Raw genomic sequence first — 20015 nt, forward strand, 5'->3', positions numbered from 1 at the left:
ATTTCCTTAAAAGACGGGTAGGGCAAAAGGACTTTCCTTACGGGCAAGCCCATAGCTATCTGGCAGCCCGTATCCCGCGTTTTCACTCTCCTGAACATCAATAATGACTGTAAAACCATGACCTGTACTACTGACCACCTGAAAGAAGGGCATTCCTTTGGCCGTTTTTAAGCGTCTATCTCTTAAAGGTTCATTTTGGTGGGAAAGCTTAGTACGTTCAGATTTCAGAGTTGGAATACGAAACTTTCGATAACTTTTCCAACCAGAAATTTTGGCAGTAGGAACAGGAATTGCGGCACCTAAAACGGTATAGTCGCGAATTTTCCAGTGTCCTTTAATTGCCTCGATTAACTCATCTAACTCATCCTGTTTTTCAGCAAAAATTCGCAAAATATCAAAGTTAGGTTTAGCCGAACGACCATGTTTTTTTTCAAATTGTTCCTGCTTCGCTTTCAATTTATCAGATATCTCTAGTGCAAGAGCGTAATGCGCAGGCAGTTTCCGAAAAGCACCATGAATGACGGTGTAAATTTGATTACGAATATGACCAAGTTTTAAATCCGTATCGTCTGATGACTCAAGAACACGGATATCCAGATAGTAATTGGCATCCATGATTATTCACCCTCGGAGTACACGCCACCACGAATTAAACAGGCAATTAGGAACATACCTTTTTCGCTGTTTGGATCAAGCTCATCAATTTCTTTTAAAATATCGAATGCAGAAACTTTGTCTTTACCTACGCGATAGAAAATCTGACCTTCTAGGTTTGCACCGTTAGGCTCTACCGCAATTGGTTTCTCATCGTTTTCTTTAAACAATGGATACCAGGTATCAATTGTTCTTAGAGCATTTCCAATTTTTTGGTCACGTAAAGCAGCTTGCCCCAGATATTGGTTGTCGTTTGCTTGGTGGTCTGGTTTTTTCGGTGTTAATTGATACAGAGATCGAGAGAAACCTTTTGGTTTATCTTCTAAGTAATTTTGAGAAGGGAAAACTTCTACACCACCCATTCCGAAGTCAACAATCGCTTCAATATGTAGTGCTGCACTTGTGGATTCACCTGTAATTCCTTTTAATAAAATTTCTGCTAGTTTTTGTTCTTGTTCAGACGGTTGATCAAAACTTTTAAGGTTATAAGAAAGAGCATCAAAGCTAAATATTTCAGGGTAGTCTTGAGCAGTCACTTGAATGGTAATGCTTTCAGCAACAATACGGTTACGCCATAACCAGCGACCATTCACGATATTACGTACATAACGACGCACAACTTCTTTTAGTCCATCGCTTTCTTTGGCACGATTTACAAAATTTAAGAACGCTTGGCGGAAATTATATTCTTCGGTTTTGTCAGCACCAGCTTTAGACGCACTTGCAAACAGTACATAGCTCAAGTCAATAAAACGAAAGTCCCATTTCACCAAAAGTTTAGCTTTAGGTTGTAATTTCGCAGATTCGGTAAGCTGAATATTGGTGACTTCACGAGCAAGAGAGTTGCCTGTTGCAGCACCTTTTTCTTTATTACCTGCTACGTTTTGAGTCCCTCGAATTCCGTGATACATCACATGTAACGGCTCTTGTTTACCATCTTCAAATAAATTAAAAAAAGCCCCATCACTCACCACTGTACCGCGTTGTAAAGAAAGGCTGCCCGGTAATTTCTTAAAAATTGTCATGTGAAAAATTCCTTATGTTTAAAAGCGAGTTATGCATTGATGCAATTTTGTTTTAAAAGAAAAATGTCGTCTTGCGGCCAGTGGTAGGTCCACAATAATTTTTGCAAGTTATGCCAAGTGTCATCCTCAGCCTCAGTATTTCTCCTTAGAATCTCACCTAAAGAAAAATACTGAATAATGCCGGTAAGCGGTTCTGCATAGGCGTGTGCTGTATTTTCCTGATCTTGTGCTTGGCGAATACCAGCTCGTTGGTCTGTGAGTGGCTCAAGTAGGGCATAACCCAAATTAGTTGCCGATATCCAACTTAAATTTTGGTCATTAAAGAAAGCTCTAAGTGCATCTGCTTTTAACGCCAACAGTTGGGTAAATGCCTGAACTCGATTAATTTGTTTACGTTGCTGATATTCAATAAGCAAATCTTGTCGATCTAAAATGGCAAATCCAGTTTTGATTTTCTTTAGGGCTGTTTCTAGTTCATTTTCAGAATGTGTCGTAATTTCTAAAAACTCGATAATTTGTCCACCAGCAAAACGGCTACATTTAAGTATGTTTGTTAGTTTTTCTGGACTAATCCGAGAGCTAGAAAATTTGATAACAAGGCTAAACTCTAAATGACAAGATGCGGTTGGTTGTAAAGACAACGCGTATTTATTTTTAGAAGAATAGTCCTTTTTACCAATAAACACGGCACCACGACGTTGAGCAGGCGTAAAGCGGCCATAGGCTTGTCCACCTAAACGCTGTTGGTCATGATGAATATAAATAATGCCTTCTTCTTGAGTGCCTAATTGTCTTGCCAAATGATGTGCAAACATATTGGCTGCAAACAAAGGCACACCACCTAATAAGAAGCCATTAGTTTGCATATTTGCATTTTGTACTCGCATACGAGGAATAACGACATAACGACTCATCGAATAATCTCCCGTAAGCGGCGGGTGATATAACCTTCTGAATTGCTATCTAGGCTAATCGTTACAGTTTCATTATTTATTTCTATATCAAAGGTTTCATTGGTGATTTTTCTAGCAAGATAATCTGAGAACTTTATTCTCCAGTGATCATCTCGTAGTTCTGGGTCAATCAAACCTTGTAAAACAAACGAAAGGCTCGGATGAACCCAGAATGAAGGACGCTCAATTTCTTCCATACTTGGTAAAATTGATTCAGCCTCTTCTAAAATATTTTTTTGAAAAGTCGCCTGTCTTAATACATCTTTAGCAAGGATATTCAGGAAAATAACTTCCTGATCTCGAACATCCCGATTGGTAGAGGGAGCGAAAATCTCGAGGTCATGCCAATTTTGAATGGTATTCGTCGCGGTGATAATAAGTTGGCGATTTAAAATTTCTGACCACTCTTTAATTGCTTCTTTTGCCCGTTTAGTTCCATTAAGCAGTTTTATTTTGCGGGATAGACGTATCGTAAATCCGTTATAGAAAATCGCTAATGCTTGGCGTACTTTTTCACTTGCTTGAGGAGCATCCACTGTAATAGGGCGTTGCATTGAACGAACGAGGCTTCCCACATTTTGTGGATTGGCTCCACCTATGCCAAAAACAGCAGTTTGAATGCGGTTAAATTCACTGTCTTTTTCTTTGCGTAATTCATTTACAGCATCAACTTCTTGGTTCACCAGATAATTTACGCCAGCAGCAGTAAGTGGGCTAACTGAAACGTATTCACCATTTTTGGGAATTAAAAGCTGGCGCATACGTATATCAATGTTTTCTGTACCGGCTTGATACGGCTCATTAAAAATAGATGAAATGGATGGCTTGAGCTGTTCCACTTGTTGTTGAAACTCAGCTTCTTCTGAACTGATATCATCATTAATCATGGCTGCTTTTACGACTTTAAAAATAGAAGCCGTTTTACCTGCATTTGCCTGATAATCGGTTGGAATAAGGAAGTCTTCATTTAATAAGGTTCGAGCACTAAGATAGGGTAAATCAAGTGCTTGCCGTTTACTTAAACGAATCCCACCTTTTTCAATATTGGAATTAATCGTCTTTAAACTAAAGTGTACCGATTCTTCTAAAGCGTTTATAAAAATATCTGCTTGTGGTTCAGGCATTATCTTCCCCGTTTTTGTTATCTAGCCAATTTTTAACACATTATTTGAAAAATGAAAGTGTTGGAGAAACACTTGACGTCATAAATTGACGCCAAGTGTTTTGAATATTAAAGTGATTGGTAATTAATTTAAGTAAAGCCGACATTATTCATAAATATCGGCTTTAAATAGAGTCCTAGCTGGTATGACATGCATTACAGCAGTAATAACATCCATTAATTCGAGCGTTAGGCCATCTTCGTTTTGCTGCTAAAACTGCGCTAAAGCAATTCAAATGCTCACCTAAATCTACTCTATTTTGAGGATATGGCATGAATGAGCAACCTGTTGTTAGGTTGTGAACTTCATAATCGCCATTTGCTTGGACATTTTGATTGATAATGAATTTAGACATAGTTCTTACCCTCCCCAGATCATAAGGATTGAAGGTAGATCTACGCCTCGCTGTATAGCAGGATGAGACAAAAGTTTGAAATGTTGTGCTATCATTTGGATAGTCCTTCTTTAAGTTATAGAGCTTTGGAAACGGACAAAAGCAGATATGAAGTTTCTCAGGCCGAATATCTGCTTTTTTTATGACCATTTACATTGTGAGTATTGTTTAATAGTTTTAAAATGTCAATTTTTTATTTTTAAAAATTAAAGTAATAAACGGGCTCTAAGTATTAAGGGTTGAATTTTTAATGTAAGCAAGAAATGACACCTCAGTATTAAGGTGTTTTTTTTAAAGTTCGTAATCCATCTAAACGATGGCAAATAATCATTCTAAGAATTGGACTCTAAGAATTAATTTCTCAACTACTTATACAGTAGTGAACAAAAAAGATTATACAGAAATGACTGCAACCACCTGCAACTATTTGTTAAGTACAGATAAGCTAAAATATACTTTTAAAACGACATAAGATGTCGCTCTAAGATTATATCTTTTTATTAAAACTTTCTCTTTTTAAAACAAAAGATTATATTTTTATGATATTTAAACTTTAACAATAAATTATGCATGTCATTCTCATCTCGGCTTGTGAAAAAAGAGCTTTAAAGAAAACTCGAGCGATTTTGGATAGCTATGCTATTCGTACAGGACATTCATCTTGGCAAGCACCAATGACAATGGACGGCTTAAAAGAAATCCGTAGTTCATTAAAAAAAGTAGCCACCCGACAAACTGCGGTGGCCGCTTACATTAATTTTGGTGTGCGAAGAATGAAGCTTGCATGGGTTGTAGGAGCAAAACATAAATTTGCCCATGACGGTGCATATCCAGTTGCATCGACCAAGAAACAGCAAAAGTTATTGATGCTAGATGAATGGGTCAAAGCAAGTAGCTTGTTGGCGGGTGCAGCAGGGGACATGCATGATATTGGTAAGGCATCCCAACATTTTCAGAAAAAATTAAGTCCAGAAATGGGGGGACAAAAAATTAGAGATGACATTCGACATGAATGGTTGTCTTTAAAACTATTACAACAACTCAGAAAAAATGGATGGGACTGGCAGCTTGCTTGGAAGAATTTAGGTAAAGGTTTAGAGAAATTTACTTTAGGTGATCGACATGAAATTGAACAGGGAATCCAAAACGAATTAGAAGCAGTCGATTATTTGGTTGTTACGCATCATGGATTGTTAGGGGTGGAAGAAGCTTTAAAAAATGATCCATTAGCCTTACCTCACTATGAAAATCATGTCCGGACATTGGTTCCAAGCCTTGAACAAATGAGCTGTGCAGGTGAGTTGGCAGACTCTATTTTTAAAAGTCATCAAAAACGTATGCAGCGTTTAACTGCATTAATACCAAAACAAAAAATAGACCAGCTTTTATATTGGAAAGCTTTAGCACTGCATTCGCGAGCAGCTCTGATTCATGCCGATCATATTGTCTCAGCACAACAATATTCTTTGCAAAAACCTGAAAATGTATCGTTATTTGCAAATACAAAGCTTAAAACTATAGACCAAGACAAAAAAGCCAAATTACAAGATCAACCACTAGAATGGCATTTACACCAAGTCGGAGATCGGGCTTCACGCATTGCAGTTCAAATGATGACTGATTTGAGTTTATCTGGCCTATCTGAACAAACAGTTGAATATATTTGTCAGCCAACAACTCACCCACGTTTCCAATGGCAAAATATTGCAGCAAATGCATTGCAAAAAAATATACAGAAGCATCCTGAAACACCAGCGTTGGTATTCAATATTGCAGGGACTGGAAGTGGTAAAACCCGCATGAATTTGCGCGCCGCTTGTACTTTACGACCAGATGATCCAAGACTAGCGATTGCGCTTAATTTGCGTTCTTTAACTTTGCAGACTGGGCATGCACTTAAAACGTCGATGAATCTATCGGAAGATGAAATCGCCGTAATTATTGGAGATACGGTTACCCAGACTTTATTCGATCAAAGTAAAGAGAAAATTGAGTTTGTTGATGAAGATGAAAATCATCCAGAACCTATTTTTGATGCTTGGGGTGAGGACTGTGATTTACCTGAGTGGTTACATCCATTATTTACGGTTGAAAAAAATGGACATAAAGTTTTAGATCAAAAGGAAACTACAATCCTTGCTTCGCCATTATTAGTTTCAACCATTGATTATCTGATTGCAGCGGGTGAACCACATAGACAAGGACATCACGTTAAAGCATTACTTAGAGTGGTGAGTAGCGACTTGATTTTAGATGAAGTTGATGGCTATGAACCTAAAGCATTGATCGCTGTTTTACGTTTAGTTCAGTTAGCTGCAATGTATGGTCGAAACGTTATTTGTTCGTCGGCAACCTTATCACTTACAGTTGCCAAAACAATTCATCGGGCTTTTGAGTCGGGTATGCAAATGCGGGCAGCCCTTTATGGTACCGAGAAAAAATCAATCATTGCGATTATTGATAATGAGCTTAAACCACAGGTTTGGTTAGAACGATCAAGTCAAAAATCAGAATTTAATACCAACTACCAAAAGCATTTAGATAATTTACAAGTTCACTTACTCTCTAAGCCTACTCATCGACTGGCTCAGTTGCTTTCATTACCTGAAACTACAGTTTTATCGTGGAAACAGTCAGTATTAGAAGCAGTGAAGCAACTTCATCAAGAGCATGCATGGAATTTTAAAAAGACTGAAAAAAAAATTTCTTTGGGGCTTATACGGGTTGCCAATATTAAACATGCAATTCGACTTGCCCAATTTTTATCAGATCATTTACCTGAGGCAAAAATAGCTTGTTATCATGCAAACGACTGGCTTATTTCAAGATTTTATAAAGAGCAACGTTTAGATCAGCTTTTAACACGTCATAAAGACGGCAAGAAAAGAAAAACGGGTAATGAGCAGATCGAACAAGATGATGAAATTATTAACCTCATTCAGAAATCTAGCTCCTTAAATATTCCATTTATTGTAATTGCAACACCAGTGGAAGAAGTTGGGCGAGATCATGATTTTGATTGGGCTATTATTGATGCATCAAGTGTACAATCAATTGTACAAACAGCAGGCCGAGTTAATCGTCACCGGTTAGAAAAAGTACAACAACCCAATATTATGATTCCCCAGTGGAATTATCGTTATTGTGAACAACGTGATATTGAAAAACTTAAGCAGCAAAGTAAGCAGCGTCGACCTGTATTTGTATACCCTGGTTATGAAGGATATGGTTTATCTGTAACATCAACTTATTCATCTCAAGATTTAAAAGAGCTTTTACCATGGGATCATCAATCTCAATTAGTCATTAATGCCCGTTTGCGTTTTGATCAAGTAAATTGTTTATTTGCAAAACATGATGATCAACAAATAGGAGATTTTTGCCAAAATTATTTTAATGATCAAGGGGAGCAGTTATTTTCTCGGTCGGATGTAGATGCAAGTATCATGACAGAGAATATTTATAATTTAACGCCTTTACGAGAACGTAACTATCAAGAAACCTATATGTTTGAGTGGACTAATAGCTTGATTGTTAAAAAACAAGTTTATGGTTTTGATGAAAAAGCGACTAAAACTTTAAAATATCCAAAATATGGTTTGGTATGGGATCTAGTGAAGTTCGAAGAAATTCCTGCTAAGCCACAAGCATGGTTAGCTCTCGATCCACAACAAATGAAAGATTACTGTTATGAGTACCAAATTGCCAATGAGCAAGGCTGCCGTATATCTTTAACACCTTACAATAGAGATGAAGTGCCTACTTGGTCTTATGATTATGGCTTTGGCGTGATGCAAAAATAGATTACTAAAAATAAGGTTCTCGTACGCAACAGAAGCTTAATTTTTATATCGACTTAGAGTAGCCTTCCATCGCAGCTAATTTTATTTTTTATAGTATCGCTGTTTCTTCCTTAGAATTTTGTTTCTTGATTCGTTAGAAATACCTCAAAATGATATGTAGGTTAAGTGAAATGACTTTTTTATCGTGTAATGAAATTTATGAACTCATGACAGATCTAGGGTATACACAAACTAATACTCGTAAATATGCTCATGAATTTAAATTAAAAAATGGTCAATATATTTATGTTAAGCGATTGGAAGATAATCAAAAAAGAGTATCTGAGCCGTCTAGACTGATGATCCACCCTAAATATATTGATCATAAAGATGAGCTGAGAAAATTAGAAAAAGTAGAATTCAATTTTGAGCAAAAAGGAAATATGAATTCTGCCTTTGCTAAATTTCCAAAATGTGATCTATCGAAGTGTGATGGAAATCCTACACGGTATGGAATAGGAGTTAACTTTAAAGATAAATTAGCATTAATTAATTTTCTAAAATTTATAGAAAGTAATAAGTAAAAAGAGCTCTAATGAGCTCTTTTTTATTTAATTAGATATCAGTTTTTGAATAGTGAATCTTTCAATTGCTTCAGCTTCTATAAATATAATTCGTTAATTAAGAAAAACTCTTTAAACATTTGAATCCCCCAAGACCCCCGTGCTACAACAGAATTTTAATTGTTTGTAGAAAAAGCTTTGAACAATTAGGGCCTTTTCTAGCTTAGATTAATTTTTTACATTCAATATCATTTAGAGGTGAATCAGTTTTCATAATGATTTTTTCAATTTTGGGTTGAAGTATCAAAGCCTCCTTTGAAAGTTCTTTCGCTTTAGCTGATATCTCACTTCCGTTTTTTTCTTTAAGTTTTATATATTTTTCGATGTATTTATTACTTACACATAATGAATCTAAAGCATCAATTGACATCTTACTTTTTTGACCCGAAGCTATTAAATCTAGATCATCATTAAGCTTTATGTCTAAAGAATCGTAAGTTGTATTGACTGCATACATTAAAAAAGTGGCATAACTTAGCAACTGATCATTAGTTTGAGTTACCTTGTTAACTTCATTGTATGCTGCTTTATATAAGGATTTTGTGTAATAAAGCTGATTAAACTGGGCATAGAGTGATGCTTCATATGCTTGGGTTATATCAGCTTCAGTAATTCCATGTTTCTGAGGACGGACTTGACTACACGCTACCGTTAAAAGAGACAATAAAATAATACAAAGTTTAGATTTCACAATTAATTAACCATTTTTTATTCAGGCAGAGGAATATATAACTAGATTCAACTATAACTAATTTATAAAATTAGTTATACAAAGTTCCTTATACATTATTAACATGAATAAGGCTAAGCTAATTAAAAGATATCTCTTAGAAGGAGAGTCTTTTATAAAGGAATCTTCTATTAACATAGGAATGGCTCTCTTTGAAATTTTAAATAATTTTCTAAGTTATTAATTCTATATAATTACATATAACTTATTTTTAGTTTAAGTAAGTTTTGATATTATTGTATTAGAAATGATAGCTGGAATCATAATGACAAGTCCTATTTTTTTACAAGACCTACCTATTGAACAATTAGAAAAACTTTCAGAAAATGATATTCAAAAGATTTCTAATGCTGAAAAAATTTATTGGAATAATAAACCACATGTCATCTACTACGTAGCTGTACATGGAGCTAAAACTCAGAACGATGGTTTAGTTAATGCATCTTCTACTAATACGAAAATAAAAGGATTATCTATTGCTCGTGTAGGTGATGAAGTTATTTATGCAGATGGTACAACCTCTAAGATTATCTCTGGTGCGGGTACAGCATGTGTTGTTGAAGGCTTGCCAGTAGCATTAGTAGGTAGTCGCTTAGAAAATGGTGATGAAATTATTGATAGTCCTAATACTTCAGTCGCTATCAGAATCTATAAAGATCAACCAAAGCCTAAAAACTTTTTAGTCATGACTAATTTTAAGGAGTAAATCATGGCTAAAGGTTTTGCAATTCATAATGCTATTACAGATCATGGTGGAGTTATTCCATCTACGCAAGCAATAAGCTCTCAAATGGGAAACTTGTTTGTTAGAGCTGGCGATGGTCATATGTGCCCTAAATGCAGGTGTTGGTCTGTAGTTATTAAAAGTCATGACCATGTGATTTTTGATGGTAAACCAGTAGCATATGTGGGTGATAAGTTATCATGTGGTGCAACGATTCAACCACAACAGTCTCATGTTGTAGGGGAAAGTGGTAGTCCTTATAGCCGATCATCAGATAATACAAATAATTCTAGTTTTGTTCCTACTCTTCAATATGGCCAAAGATTCTTATTGCAAGATGAGCTAACAGGAGAACCTTTAAGCAATATATGTTATGAAATAGAGAAAGGTGGAAATATTATTCATGGGAAAACGGATGAAAATGGCTTTACAGATTTAATTACTAGCGAAAATAAAGAAGAAATCCAAATTCATATCATTTATGAGGAACATGACCATGGCTGATATTTTTACAAATAAGAATGAAATTGATACTCGTGAAAAAATATTTTCAATGAGTGAAACACTCGAAGAACTGAAAAAGAAAGGACCAGCACCAACAAAAACAATAAATATTGTGACAAGAAGAAGGTTAACTGATAGAGAAATTATAATGTGTAAATCAGTCTTTAAAGATTCGATTGATTATAAAAAAATTTGGATCGTTATGGGAGGTTTTGTACAGAGTTTATCTGGTAATGCTATCACTCCCTTTGGTCATATTATTACTCTTCCACGAAAAGATTATATAGACAATCCTGATTTTACAACAGCAGATCCATCATTGAAACATTGGTTCATGCATGAGGTAACACATGTCTGGCAGAATGCATTAGGCTTTCAAGGTATGAATAAAGTAAAACGTGTCTGCCGTGGTGAATATTTCAAAACAGTTGGCTCTCCTGATGCAAGTAGAGGTGAAGATATATCACCATATGCAACAGATTTAAGAGGTAGAGACTTATATAAAAAATTTAATGAATTTAATTATGAACAACAGGGTCGTATTATAGAACTTTATTTTGATGCTAAGTTTCTAAGATATGCAAAACCTACTAGAAGACATCATCAACTTAGTCTTAAATTAGAACCTTATGTTTTATATACTTTAAAAGAATTTTTAGAGAACCCTAGTGATAAATCACTATTGCCGAAGAGTTAAAATTCTATGAAATTATTATATTTATTACTTTTTATTAGTAGTGCTGTTAACGCCTCTCCATATGCCACCCTATATGTAAAAATTAAAGACAATGATGTCTGTGTATTTACAAAAGGAGATTACGATAAAACACCAGATGACAAAACTTTGATTTACATGGGAAAAGTGGATGGAATTAATACCTTTCATGATTCTTATTCAAAGACTTATTTGAATCTTAAAATGCCTATTATTGAAGAGAACTGTATTAAAATTAATAAATCAGAGTTTAAAGAGAATTTGCCCTATTCCATTTGGCTTGAAACTGATCAAGAGTATAATCAACGAATATGTGTAAATCAAAATTCCGAAGGAAAAACTGTATTATTAGAGGCTAAAGCAGATCTAGAAAAAGGTACATATTGTGGCACTAACCAATATGATTACTCTAGCAATAGCCTTTGGACTAAATTAAAAAATCTTTGTTATTGGTTAGTTAGCTTATTTTAGAGCTTTAAATTCCAAAGTGTTTTATATGGAATCACTTAATAAGTTTCTTATTTTATTTATCCCTTTTCTAGTTATGGGTTGTACAAGCTATAACAGAACAAGAACCGATATTGTTATTTATAAATAATGAAGGAAATCTCTATTTCTTATTCCCTAAAGATAAAAAAGTTTTGGTATATCATTGTGAAATTAATGACTATGAAAACTTTGAATAAGATGGTATGACTTACAAACGACTATTTGTTTCTCAAGAAATTGACAAAGAAATGAAAGAGATTATTTTGGAGAACTATAAATCAAATGAAATTGTAGAAAAACATGCTTACTATATGTTGCTAGGAGAACAAGGATTAAATAACACTGGTGTTGGATTCACTACTATAGGTTTTTGTTTGTATAAAGATAAAATTCTTACTGAGCAGAAAAGTGAGAACACTAATACATTTATTCAAAAATGCCATGATTTATAATGTTGTAAATAAAACTACGCAGATGCTTAACCTCAGACCTAGTATTTGGGGGATTACATTAAAAGTACTTTGCATTAAATTATTGTATTTACTGCTTTTTATGAGTGGTTCTGTTGGTGCTTCTCCAGGTTCAATATTATATGTAAAAATTAAAGACAATGATGCGTGTGTATTTACAAAAGGAGGCTATGATAAAGCATATGGAAACCAGACTTTAATTTATATGGGTAAAGTAGATGGAATTAATGCCTTTCATTCTTCATATTCAAAAATTTATTTGAATCTTAAAATGCCTATTACTGAAGAAAACTGCATTAGGATAAATAGTTTAGAATTTAAAGAAAATTTTCCTTACTCTATTACGCTTGAAGTAGATAGAGAATATAATCAAAGGATATGCGTAAAACAAAATTCTGAAGGAAAAACGGTATTATTAGAAGCTAAAGCAGACCTAGAGAAAGGGACATATTGTGGCACTAACCAATATAATTACTCTAGCAATAGTCTTTTGGCTAAATTAAAAAATCTTTATTATTGGGTGGTTGGCTTATTAATCTAGGTTGAGTTTGATAAAATATAATTTTACTAAATATATTTATTTTATGGTTTTTTAAAGTTTTTGATGAATTTTAAGGCAGGATATGAATGTGGATATTATAAATAGTATTAAGTTGATTTTTATTTCATCTTTAATTTTACTCAGCTCAGGATGTTCTATCTTAAAAAGAGAACCTCAGCTAATTGGTTCAATTGAGTCAAAAAATCTACTATTCAGTTTCAAAAATAAAGATACAGTAATCTTAGCCTATCAAGTTAATAGTTTAGAAGAGTTTGAGAAAGATGGTTTAAATTATAAAAATATTCTTAAATATCAAGATTATGAAGGTTTTAAGAAAATCTCAATTGAAGATTATAAAAAGAAAAATATTCTAGATAATCATGCCTATTATTTAATAGTGACAAAAGAAGGAACAGTCTTACAAACCTTTGGGTTTTGTATTAAAGATAAAACTGTTTATCTTCAAGAAGACAAAAAGGATGATCAAGGTTTTACAAACAAATGCCACAATTTATAAAGATATTTTCTAGTTCATCAAATACTCTTTTATCTTTTTGAAAAGTCTAAGCTTCAGTATTTTTTAAATTTATTTTCTATCATTACAAGAGAAGTAAATAAGAATGAAAATTCACATAAGATATTGATTTTTTGATATTTTTAAATATAAATAATATAACTTTCCCCAAGGCCCCCATGCCACAACAGAACTTTAATTTTTTGCGCTGATTTAAAGTCATCCACCATTGCGACACAGAGATAAGGGAGCTAAGCCAAACGCTTAGCCCATGTCATTTTTATCGCACCGCCGCATCACACTAAAAAAAGTAGGGGCAAAGTCCTGTGGGAGAGCAGGACTTTGCAAACTGACATGTTCTAGGCGTTGCATGAGCTGAGGCGAATAAACTTGTTCAAGCCGTTGGTATATACAGTCGCAACTGGCTTGGGTGTGCCCACCCGACAGGCAAATTTTTTCAAACTCCTGCTGCGTGCGGAGGTCACAACCCGAAACGCTGTAATCGACGACAACGAGGCCTAAAACTAAAATAGTTTTATAAAATTTCATATTATTCTCGTGATGATTTGGGGATATCTCAATGAGAAAAAATAAACCGCTATATTTTAAGTTTTAAAATCATTTTTAAAGGCAATAGTTAACCAGCCTATAAAAGCAATAAAATAAAATGACTTAAATTTTAAAATAAAAATAATTTATAGATTTAAAACTTTAGATAATAGAAAACCTAAATTTTAAATAAATAAAAAGTTTATAAGGGAGAGGGGGGAAGTTTATATAGTGGCATGGTCAACTCCTAGAATTTATGGAGCTCTACCACCAAAAATCACCGTCAATTGATTAGGGTGGTAGAACGAAAGGGGGTTAGCAGACTGGGATCCAAGGGACCAGCACGCACGAGGGCGTCCCCCTCCCGTCCTACCGCAAAGAAAAGGGACGCAAGGGTCTAACGACTTATAGTGAAACTATAACCCGCCATGGATCTACGGTCTGCTAAAACCGACTGGCAATGTAGGCCAGCGGGACCATAATAATCATAAGTTTTTAATAGGTCAATTCAATTTAAATAAAATATTATAAAAATTTTAAATATAAATTTATATTTTAATTAAACTCAAAAGTTAATCGATTTAAATCATTAAATTAATAAAAATAATAAAGCTAAACTAAACGTTTAGCCTGCTCTTAAAATGTATAACGGTAATTAATAAATACGCGGTGCTGGTCCCAATCTTTCCGAGACATGCCATTTATTTTTTCACCTAGGTTTGCATTTTCAATCTTCGATTCATAATGCAAAAATGAATAACGCACATCTAAGTTTTTTACCCACGGCAAGGCATAACTCACCGTAAAGTCAAAGTAACGCTCTTTACCCTCAATATCACTGCTGATGTTACTTTGGTGAGCGCCAAAGCCATAAATATACTTCGCCTCGGTTTTTAAACCTTTCACATAGTCTTTCCAGTTATATTTCAAGCGAAGGGCAATAGCGGTTTCATCGTTATTGGTAAAGTCGGGGCCAATGGTCGCAGAGGTCGGAAACGGGTTAGTGCCGTGGTCTTGCGTTAAAATCGAGTTGCGGGCGGAGTGCACAGCAAAGTTATCTTCAATCCAAAAACCATCAAACTTTGAAACGGCAATGCCGCCTTCGAGGTTATTTTTGGCTACATTTACATCTACAAAGTAACCATTGCCACGGTTGTTAATGTCTTGGCCTTTGACACAGTCCAGCTCGGTTTCGGCACCGCATTTAAACAGCTTGCCATCGTCACGTGAGAAAAAAGCACCTGTGTTAAATGTCCACACCAAGCCATGCAAGGGAAATTTATATTGAGCAATCGCCCCATACTTTTTTAAATAATCTTTGCTATTTAAATATTCGGCATTCACGCTCCAGTTTTTGTATTGATACTTGGCACCAAGCAAACCGACATAATCAATGCGCTCGTCATTTTCAGTCACCAGTTTTTCAAAAGAGTCCATGCTGCGCGGTTTCCAGCGATCATAGTAAGCAATGTAGGTTTGTAGCTGATCATTTAGTTGAAACTGACCACTCGCACCAGAAAAAGTGTCGGGTACTGCGCGGTTATTGGTGCTTTTAAGCAACAGCGAATCTTGCAACTGGCGGCCTAATTTAATTTCGCCTTTATCGCCCAGTTTTGCTTTGATGTAGAGCTGACCTAAAGTCGCAAAGTTTTGGTCAAGCTTGCCGTTATTTTCGACTTCTAAAAGCTGAGCGCTCGGCTTGCCAGAGTCAAATAACTTGGTGACTGCATAGAGTGAGCCATCTACTCCAAGCCAGTCCCACAAGTAAGGTGACTGATAATTTAACTCAAGTCCTAACGCACTTTGTTCATATTCACTCGACGAAGGCGAAGGGTTGGCAAGCGTGGGGTGGGCAGTGCCTTCATCGTTCCAGTAACGGGTGTTAAGTTTTAATTCTAACTTGCCAAATTCTTGAGGAAGCTCTGCATATGCATTGCTCACGCTGCTTAAACCAATACAGCCCCATAGCAAATATTTATTCATTTTAAATTCCTTTTTTAAGCATGAATAAGCCCTTTGCCTAACGCTGAGGTTAGGCAAGCTTTTTATGAAATGGATGAATTAAGGAGAGAGTTTTTCGAGCACTTGGCCTTTGGTTTCAATGGCAAACAAGAAGGTCACAAGGCCACCAATGAGCGCCACAACAGCCAACACACTAAACACATATTGAATGCCGTAACCACCAACAACCAGACCCACCATAACAGGCCCAATTGCAGAACCGGCACGGAGCCAAGCGGTACTAAAACCAATGCCCATCGCACGTAGGCGAGTAGGGTAAAGTTCGGCAGCGTAAAGGTATAAAGAGAATGAAATAGTTTGCAAAATGGCATAGCTCAGCGTTGCTAAAATCACAACTTGCATGGCCGATTTTGCGCCTAAAATCGAAAGGCTCATGAGTGGAATAATTGCCAAGAAAAACGCTGCACTGTACCAAGGACGGCGGCCGACTTTATCAATCATTAACGCACAGATAATAGAGGCAATCACACCCACGCCCGACGTAATCCAGCCATAACCTAAACTGGTTTGCAGCGATAGACCAAAGTGTTGTTTGTAGAGAGATGGCAGCCAAGTCACCATGGCATTGTTCACCATATACACGCAAAACCACATGCCCCACAGGGTAAAGGTACGTTTGCGGTAAATGCCACGGAACAGTTCGCGCCAGTCGGTTTTTGCCAAGCCTTGCGGGTTAATTTCTTTAACCACAGGTTCAGCCAAAGTTTTACCGCTTTTAATGGCACCGTCTTCAAAGCTTTTAACCACTTGATCGGCTTCTTTAAAACGACCTTTTGAAGCAAGCCAACGTGGTGACTCAGGCAAGAAAAACCGTAAAGGAATGACCAGTAAAGAGGGAACGAGACCCACAATAAACATGACTTTCCAGCCGTAAATTGGCATCAGGAAAAATGCCGCCATGCCAGCAAACATAAGACCGAGTGGGAATAAAACTTCATAGAGCAAGAAAAACTTACCGCGCTTTTCTGCACCAATAAACTCATTAATATAAGCACTTGCAACAGGCACTTCACCACCTGTGCCAACACCTTGTAAGAAACGGAAAATTAACAGCGACATTCCGCTCCAAGCAAACAGACAAGAAATGTCCATTGCCACAAACAGTAAAATAGTAAAAGACAGCACTTTTAAACGACCGACTTTTTCGGCAAGAGAACCAAAAAAGATCGCACCGACCAGTTGCCCGACATAGCCCGCAGCAATGATCGCACCGACATAGGCAGGCGTCAGGTGCCATTCGGTTATGAGTTGAGGTAAAGCAAAGGCAATCGCAAGAACAGTATAAGCGTCAAAAAAGGTCGCGATACCGATGGTAATTCGCATAAATTGCAATCGTCCAGTGACGGGTAGCCGTTCGAGCCTTGCAATAATTTCCGCATTTTTTTGATGATGACTAATTTGTTCTACATCCGCTAGATTTGTCATCTTATATCTCCTTATCACTACATTCCTCGTAGTTTTGTTGTTCTATTTCGCACTACCTGTTCACCACAGTTTGCATGCTTTTTATTATTGTTTTTAAGAGACATGCCCGATGTTTGGCCTCAGGCAGCGTACAGGAAAAAAAGGCTAGCGTATATGCTAGCCCGAATGGAATTTAAGCAACGGCTTGGGTTAAATCGACCTTGCCAATTCCGGCTTGACGCATTGCATCATGAATTTCTTGCTCAGCACCATCTGCAAGTGGAAGCAGAGGTGAACGCACAGTGGCATGGTCCAAAATTCCGCGAGCAACCAGTGCATGTTTCAGCGCGACCGTACCTTCCATGTGTGAACCACGGTGATAGACATTGCGAGTTACTGGTAATAATTGGTCGTGAATAGCACGTGCTTTTGCATAATCTTTGGCTTTACCTGCTTTAATCATTTCAATTAACAATTCAGGGGCAATGTTGCCGTAGCCAACCAAAGCGCCGTCTACATCAAACATGGTGTGAAGCAAATATTCATCGTGGCACGTCAACACCTGTAAGTCTGGACGTTCACGGCGAATAATTGGAATTTCGACATCCCAGCGGCGCATGTTACGCACACCATTTTTCATGGCAAACACGCCTGGCTGTGCAGAAATATCGAGTAGAGTGTCTAGGTCATAAGTGGCCTTCGTTGCATCTGGATATTGGAATAAAATAGATGGCAAACCACTTTCTTCATAAATTGCTTTATAGCGATCTTGCGGTGCACCTTTTTGATAGCCAAAACGCAACCAGCCATGTGAAGGGTAAATTAAACCTGCCGAAGCACCTGCGCTGACTGCACGTTTTGCTTCTTCTGCTGCAACCGAAGTACCTTCGAGTGTAATCCCAGCGATTACCGGAATTTTGTCATCTACCGATTTAACAAAGCTTTCGATGACCTGCATTTGTTCTTTTTGCGACAAGAATGTTCCTTCACCTGCATGCCCAAGAACAACCAAGCCTTTCACACCATCAATACTGCCTAACCATGAACCTAAACGTTGAATTGCATTATGGTCTACTTGTCCGTCACGGGTAAAAGGAGTCACAGGTGCTGGGGTTAATCCACGTAAATCTAAACTCATAATCGTACTTCCTATACAGTGTAATTAAATATTCTCTGGTTCTTAATCTGACTTAAATCGTGTTGTAGAGAACATGATTGGAGTATAGAAATAGGTGAGCTATGTAGGAATTACCAATTCTTGAATTTCAGTTATACTGAAAATGTATAGCTCAAAATGCTGCCTATTTACGATTTAGGAAGAATCGATGAATTATGAATTATGGAAAATATTTTTAGACGCGGTGGAACTCGGTAGTTTAAGCAAAGTCGCCATGCTGCATAACACCAACCAACCGCAAATCAGTCGGCAAATGAACGAGCTTGAAGCGCAATGTGGCGGACGTTTGTTTAACCGAACTGGCCGCGGCGTCGAGCTGACCGATTTAGGCCAACATTTACTTCCTAAAATTCGTTCATGGCTGAACGTGACCGATCAACTCAATAATGAAATTTTGCACTCGACCGATACCCCAATTGGTACGGTGCGCATAGCTAGTTTGCCGTCTACTGCACATCCGTTGTTATCGACTTTATATAAAGTGCTTCAAGAGAAATATCCCTTAATTAAACTGTCGGTGCGTGAGGGGCAAGGGGTACATTTAGAAAAATGGCTCGAAGATGGCAGCGTCGATTTAGCTATTCTTTATCGCTTTAACCCAACGCCTAAACAGGGCGATGTTTACCTTACCCAAGCCGATACCTATTTGGTCGGCTGCGAAGGAGATGCACTCACTCAGGCCAGTGAAGTCGACTTTAAAGCAATCAATCAGTTGCCGCTGGTCACCTTTTGCAGGCCAAGTAACTGGCGCAATTTTTTAGACCACATGGCCTATGAAAATGGGGTAGAACTAAACATTGTGTTTGAAGCCGACTCGATTAGTTTGCAAACCCATTTGGTTTCCGAGTCTCGCATGTATACCATGCTGGGGCCGCAAGCTTTAAAAAAAGCCAGCCAATACACCTCAATTCAAGCTGCAAAAATTATTAATCCCGCGCTCAAGCGTTATATTTCTTTGTCTATTTCTAAAAATGGCTATTTAACGCCTGCATGTAAGGCGGTGATGGAAGAAATTAGAAATCTTGCTGATTTGCTTTAAAAAAACTTGTAACTTTATGACTGGCACTGTTGCATTGTTCGAAGCATGGTTTTTACAAAATCACGCGGCACTTCTGGGCTTTGTAGACTTAACTTTCCAAGCTTATGCATGAATTTTGGAGAATATTGGCGCTCTAAACGGTGATAAATACACAGACAGGTCGCGCGACTATGTCCAGCGGCTACGCATTTTAAGTAAAAGTCACGGTGTGCATTACTTTTATAGCCGGCAGAGGCAATCGATACAAATAACAATCCACCCAAAAAAACTGAAAAATTATAAAGAGACATATTCCTTCTCGTCGTTGTTGTTTTCTTTATCAATCACTCAGCACAACAGCCGTTTGTGCAAAATATTGGCGAAACTTGCGGCTTCATCATAGTTAGAACGGTTTTAGAGGTCAAATTGATTTGGTGATAAAATGACTAACTAATTTTTGGAGATAAGTTTCAGAATTTAATAATTATTTTTAAATAAAAATTTAAGATTATTTTTATTTTTAATTAAAATCAATAAATATTATGAAATTACATTTATTCAATT

21 protein-coding genes are annotated in these 20015 nt (G+C 36.6%); 10 read left to right on the plus strand and 11 right to left on the minus strand.

Going from position 1 to position 20015, the window contains the following annotated elements; translation table 11 throughout:
* Window positions 1-6: 6 nt before the first annotated feature.
* From GO593_RS10830 to GO593_RS10850, 5 genes are all read right to left on the minus strand, one after another.
* Window positions 7-615: a type I-F CRISPR-associated endoribonuclease Cas6/Csy4 gene (locus tag GO593_RS10830; RefSeq protein WP_000339854.1), complete on the minus strand. Its 609-nt coding sequence runs from the start codon at window positions 613-615 to the stop codon at window positions 7-9.
* Between the two features lie 2 nt (window positions 616-617).
* Entirely contained in the window at window positions 618-1679 is a 1062-nt protein-coding gene (gene csy3, locus GO593_RS10835; RefSeq protein ID WP_000151792.1) for a type I-F CRISPR-associated protein Csy3, read from the minus strand.
* 29 nt (window positions 1680-1708) lie between these two features.
* The gene (gene csy2, locus GO593_RS10840; protein WP_000092766.1) at window positions 1709-2593 is read right to left on the minus strand and encodes a type I-F CRISPR-associated protein Csy2; all 885 of its coding nucleotides are present in this window, start codon (window positions 2591-2593) and stop codon (window positions 1709-1711) included.
* Window positions 2590-3756 (minus strand): hypothetical protein, encoded by a 1167-nt coding sequence (locus GO593_RS10845; RefSeq protein WP_001114925.1) that lies wholly within the window; start codon window positions 3754-3756, stop codon window positions 2590-2592. The genes csy2 and GO593_RS10845 overlap by 4 nt, the downstream gene beginning before the upstream one ends.
* Window positions 3757-3931: 175 nt before the next feature.
* On the minus strand, window positions 3932-4150 hold the full coding sequence (locus tag GO593_RS10850; protein WP_001984286.1) for a hypothetical protein: 219 nt from the start codon (window positions 4148-4150) through the stop codon (window positions 3932-3934).
* Window positions 4151-4755: 605 nt separating this feature from the next.
* Between GO593_RS10850 and cas3f the strand changes: the two genes are divergently transcribed.
* A complete protein-coding gene (gene cas3f / locus GO593_RS10855) occupies window positions 4756-7992 on the plus strand; it encodes a type I-F CRISPR-associated helicase Cas3f (protein WP_000558149.1) in 3237 nt (1078 codons plus the stop codon).
* A 170-nt stretch (window positions 7993-8162) separates the two neighbouring features.
* Window positions 8163-8555 (plus strand): hypothetical protein, encoded by a 393-nt coding sequence (locus tag GO593_RS10860; protein WP_000143474.1) that lies wholly within the window; start codon window positions 8163-8165, stop codon window positions 8553-8555.
* A gap of 202 nt (window positions 8556-8757) precedes the next feature.
* Here the strand turns inward: GO593_RS10860 and GO593_RS10865 are convergent, their stop codons facing one another.
* Window positions 8758-9285: a hypothetical protein gene (locus GO593_RS10865; RefSeq protein ID WP_000837436.1), complete on the minus strand. Its 528-nt coding sequence runs from the start codon at window positions 9283-9285 to the stop codon at window positions 8758-8760.
* 304 nt (window positions 9286-9589) lie between these two features.
* Here GO593_RS10865 and GO593_RS10870 point away from each other — a divergent pair, with 304 nt between their 5' ends.
* From GO593_RS10870 to GO593_RS10900, 7 genes are all read left to right on the plus strand, one after another.
* Window positions 9590-10030 carry a PAAR domain-containing protein gene (locus tag GO593_RS10870; RefSeq protein ID WP_000203571.1) on the plus strand — a complete coding sequence of 147 codons (441 nt, stop codon included), beginning with the start codon at window positions 9590-9592 and terminating at the stop codon, window positions 10028-10030.
* 3 nt (window positions 10031-10033) lie between these two features.
* Entirely contained in the window at window positions 10034-10552 is a 519-nt protein-coding gene (locus GO593_RS10875) for a PAAR domain-containing protein (RefSeq protein WP_001051772.1), read from the plus strand.
* Window positions 10545-11249, plus strand: a complete 705-nt coding sequence (locus GO593_RS10880; RefSeq protein ID WP_001984294.1) for a hypothetical protein — start codon at window positions 10545-10547, stop codon at window positions 11247-11249. The genes GO593_RS10875 and GO593_RS10880 overlap by 8 nt, the downstream gene beginning before the upstream one ends.
* A 6-nt stretch (window positions 11250-11255) precedes the next feature.
* Entirely contained in the window at window positions 11256-11738 is a 483-nt protein-coding gene (locus GO593_RS10885; protein WP_000772280.1) for an NF045616 family extracytoplasmic (lipo)protein, read from the plus strand.
* A 221-nt stretch (window positions 11739-11959) separates the two neighbouring features.
* Window positions 11960-12208, plus strand: coding sequence for a hypothetical protein (locus GO593_RS19250; RefSeq protein ID WP_000221456.1), 249 nt, complete (start codon window positions 11960-11962; stop codon window positions 12206-12208).
* Between the two features lie 73 nt (window positions 12209-12281).
* A complete protein-coding gene (locus GO593_RS10895) occupies window positions 12282-12767 on the plus strand; it encodes an NF045616 family extracytoplasmic (lipo)protein (protein WP_025079738.1) in 486 nt (161 codons plus the stop codon).
* Between the two features lie 82 nt (window positions 12768-12849).
* Window positions 12850-13284, plus strand: coding sequence for a hypothetical protein (locus GO593_RS10900; protein WP_001099955.1), 435 nt, complete (start codon window positions 12850-12852; stop codon window positions 13282-13284).
* 261 nt (window positions 13285-13545) lie between these two features.
* Here the strand turns inward: GO593_RS10900 and GO593_RS10905 are convergent, their stop codons facing one another.
* From GO593_RS10905 to GO593_RS10920, 4 genes are all read right to left on the minus strand, one after another.
* Window positions 13546-13830: a hypothetical protein gene (locus GO593_RS10905; protein WP_000675277.1), complete on the minus strand. Its 285-nt coding sequence runs from the start codon at window positions 13828-13830 to the stop codon at window positions 13546-13548.
* A 636-nt stretch (window positions 13831-14466) separates the two neighbouring features.
* Entirely contained in the window at window positions 14467-15813 is a 1347-nt protein-coding gene (locus GO593_RS10910) for an OprD family outer membrane porin (RefSeq protein ID WP_001046227.1), read from the minus strand.
* 78 nt (window positions 15814-15891) lie between these two features.
* Entirely contained in the window at window positions 15892-17277 is a 1386-nt protein-coding gene (locus tag GO593_RS10915) for an MFS transporter (protein ID WP_000182793.1), read from the minus strand.
* A 172-nt stretch (window positions 17278-17449) separates the two neighbouring features.
* Window positions 17450-18394, minus strand: a complete 945-nt coding sequence (locus GO593_RS10920) for a dihydrodipicolinate synthase family protein (protein WP_000050876.1) — start codon at window positions 18392-18394, stop codon at window positions 17450-17452.
* Window positions 18395-18581: 187 nt separating this feature from the next.
* Between GO593_RS10920 and GO593_RS10925 the strand changes: the two genes are divergently transcribed.
* A complete protein-coding gene (locus tag GO593_RS10925) occupies window positions 18582-19472 on the plus strand; it encodes a LysR family transcriptional regulator (RefSeq protein ID WP_001105555.1) in 891 nt (296 codons plus the stop codon).
* 14 nt (window positions 19473-19486) lie between these two features.
* On the opposite strand, the gene GO593_RS10930 is transcribed toward GO593_RS10925, so the two are convergent.
* Window positions 19487-19762, minus strand: a complete 276-nt coding sequence (locus GO593_RS10930) for a hypothetical protein (protein ID WP_000061134.1) — start codon at window positions 19760-19762, stop codon at window positions 19487-19489.
* Window positions 19763-20015 lie beyond the last annotated feature (253 nt).

The organism is Acinetobacter baumannii, from assembly GCF_009759685.1.
Lineage (GTDB): Bacteria > Pseudomonadota > Gammaproteobacteria > Pseudomonadales > Moraxellaceae > Acinetobacter > Acinetobacter baumannii.

What these genes read in the sequence shown, in the direction of transcription:
- GO593_RS10830 (WP_000339854.1), bottom strand. Translation starts at nt 615, where the DNA reads ATGGATGCCAATTACTATCTGGATATCCGTGTTCTTGAGTCATCAGAC.
- csy3 (WP_000151792.1), bottom strand. Translation starts at nt 1,679, where the DNA reads ATGACAATTTTTAAGAAATTACCGGGCAGCCTTTCTTTACAACGCGGT.
- csy2 (WP_000092766.1), bottom strand. Translation starts at nt 2,593, where the DNA reads ATGAGTCGTTATGTCGTTATTCCTCGTATGCGAGTACAAAATGCAAAT.
- GO593_RS10845 (WP_001114925.1), bottom strand. Translation starts at nt 3,756, where the DNA reads ATGCCTGAACCACAAGCAGATATTTTTATAAACGCTTTAGAAGAATCG.
- GO593_RS10850 (WP_001984286.1), bottom strand. Translation starts at nt 4,150, where the DNA reads ATGTCTAAATTCATTATCAATCAAAATGTCCAAGCAAATGGCGATTAT.
- cas3f (WP_000558149.1), top strand. Translation starts at nt 4,756, where the DNA reads ATGCATGTCATTCTCATCTCGGCTTGTGAAAAAAGAGCTTTAAAGAAA.
- GO593_RS10860 (WP_000143474.1), top strand. Translation starts at nt 8,163, where the DNA reads ATGACTTTTTTATCGTGTAATGAAATTTATGAACTCATGACAGATCTA.
- GO593_RS10870 (WP_000203571.1), top strand. Translation starts at nt 9,590, where the DNA reads ATGACAAGTCCTATTTTTTTACAAGACCTACCTATTGAACAATTAGAA.
- GO593_RS10875 (WP_001051772.1), top strand. Translation starts at nt 10,034, where the DNA reads ATGGCTAAAGGTTTTGCAATTCATAATGCTATTACAGATCATGGTGGA.
- GO593_RS10880 (WP_001984294.1), top strand. Translation starts at nt 10,545, where the DNA reads ATGGCTGATATTTTTACAAATAAGAATGAAATTGATACTCGTGAAAAA.
- GO593_RS10885 (WP_000772280.1), top strand. Translation starts at nt 11,256, where the DNA reads ATGAAATTATTATATTTATTACTTTTTATTAGTAGTGCTGTTAACGCC.
- GO593_RS19250 (WP_000221456.1), top strand. Translation starts at nt 11,960, where the DNA reads ATGACTTACAAACGACTATTTGTTTCTCAAGAAATTGACAAAGAAATG.
- GO593_RS10900 (WP_001099955.1), top strand. Translation starts at nt 12,850, where the DNA reads ATGAATGTGGATATTATAAATAGTATTAAGTTGATTTTTATTTCATCT.
- GO593_RS10905 (WP_000675277.1), bottom strand. Translation starts at nt 13,830, where the DNA reads ATGAAATTTTATAAAACTATTTTAGTTTTAGGCCTCGTTGTCGTCGAT.
- GO593_RS10910 (WP_001046227.1), bottom strand. Translation starts at nt 15,813, where the DNA reads ATGAATAAATATTTGCTATGGGGCTGTATTGGTTTAAGCAGCGTGAGC.
- GO593_RS10915 (WP_000182793.1), bottom strand. Translation starts at nt 17,277, where the DNA reads ATGACAAATCTAGCGGATGTAGAACAAATTAGTCATCATCAAAAAAAT.
- GO593_RS10920 (WP_000050876.1), bottom strand. Translation starts at nt 18,394, where the DNA reads ATGAGTTTAGATTTACGTGGATTAACCCCAGCACCTGTGACTCCTTTT.
- GO593_RS10925 (WP_001105555.1), top strand. Translation starts at nt 18,582, where the DNA reads ATGAATTATGAATTATGGAAAATATTTTTAGACGCGGTGGAACTCGGT.
- GO593_RS10930 (WP_000061134.1), bottom strand. Translation starts at nt 19,762, where the DNA reads ATGTCTCTTTATAATTTTTCAGTTTTTTTGGGTGGATTGTTATTTGTA.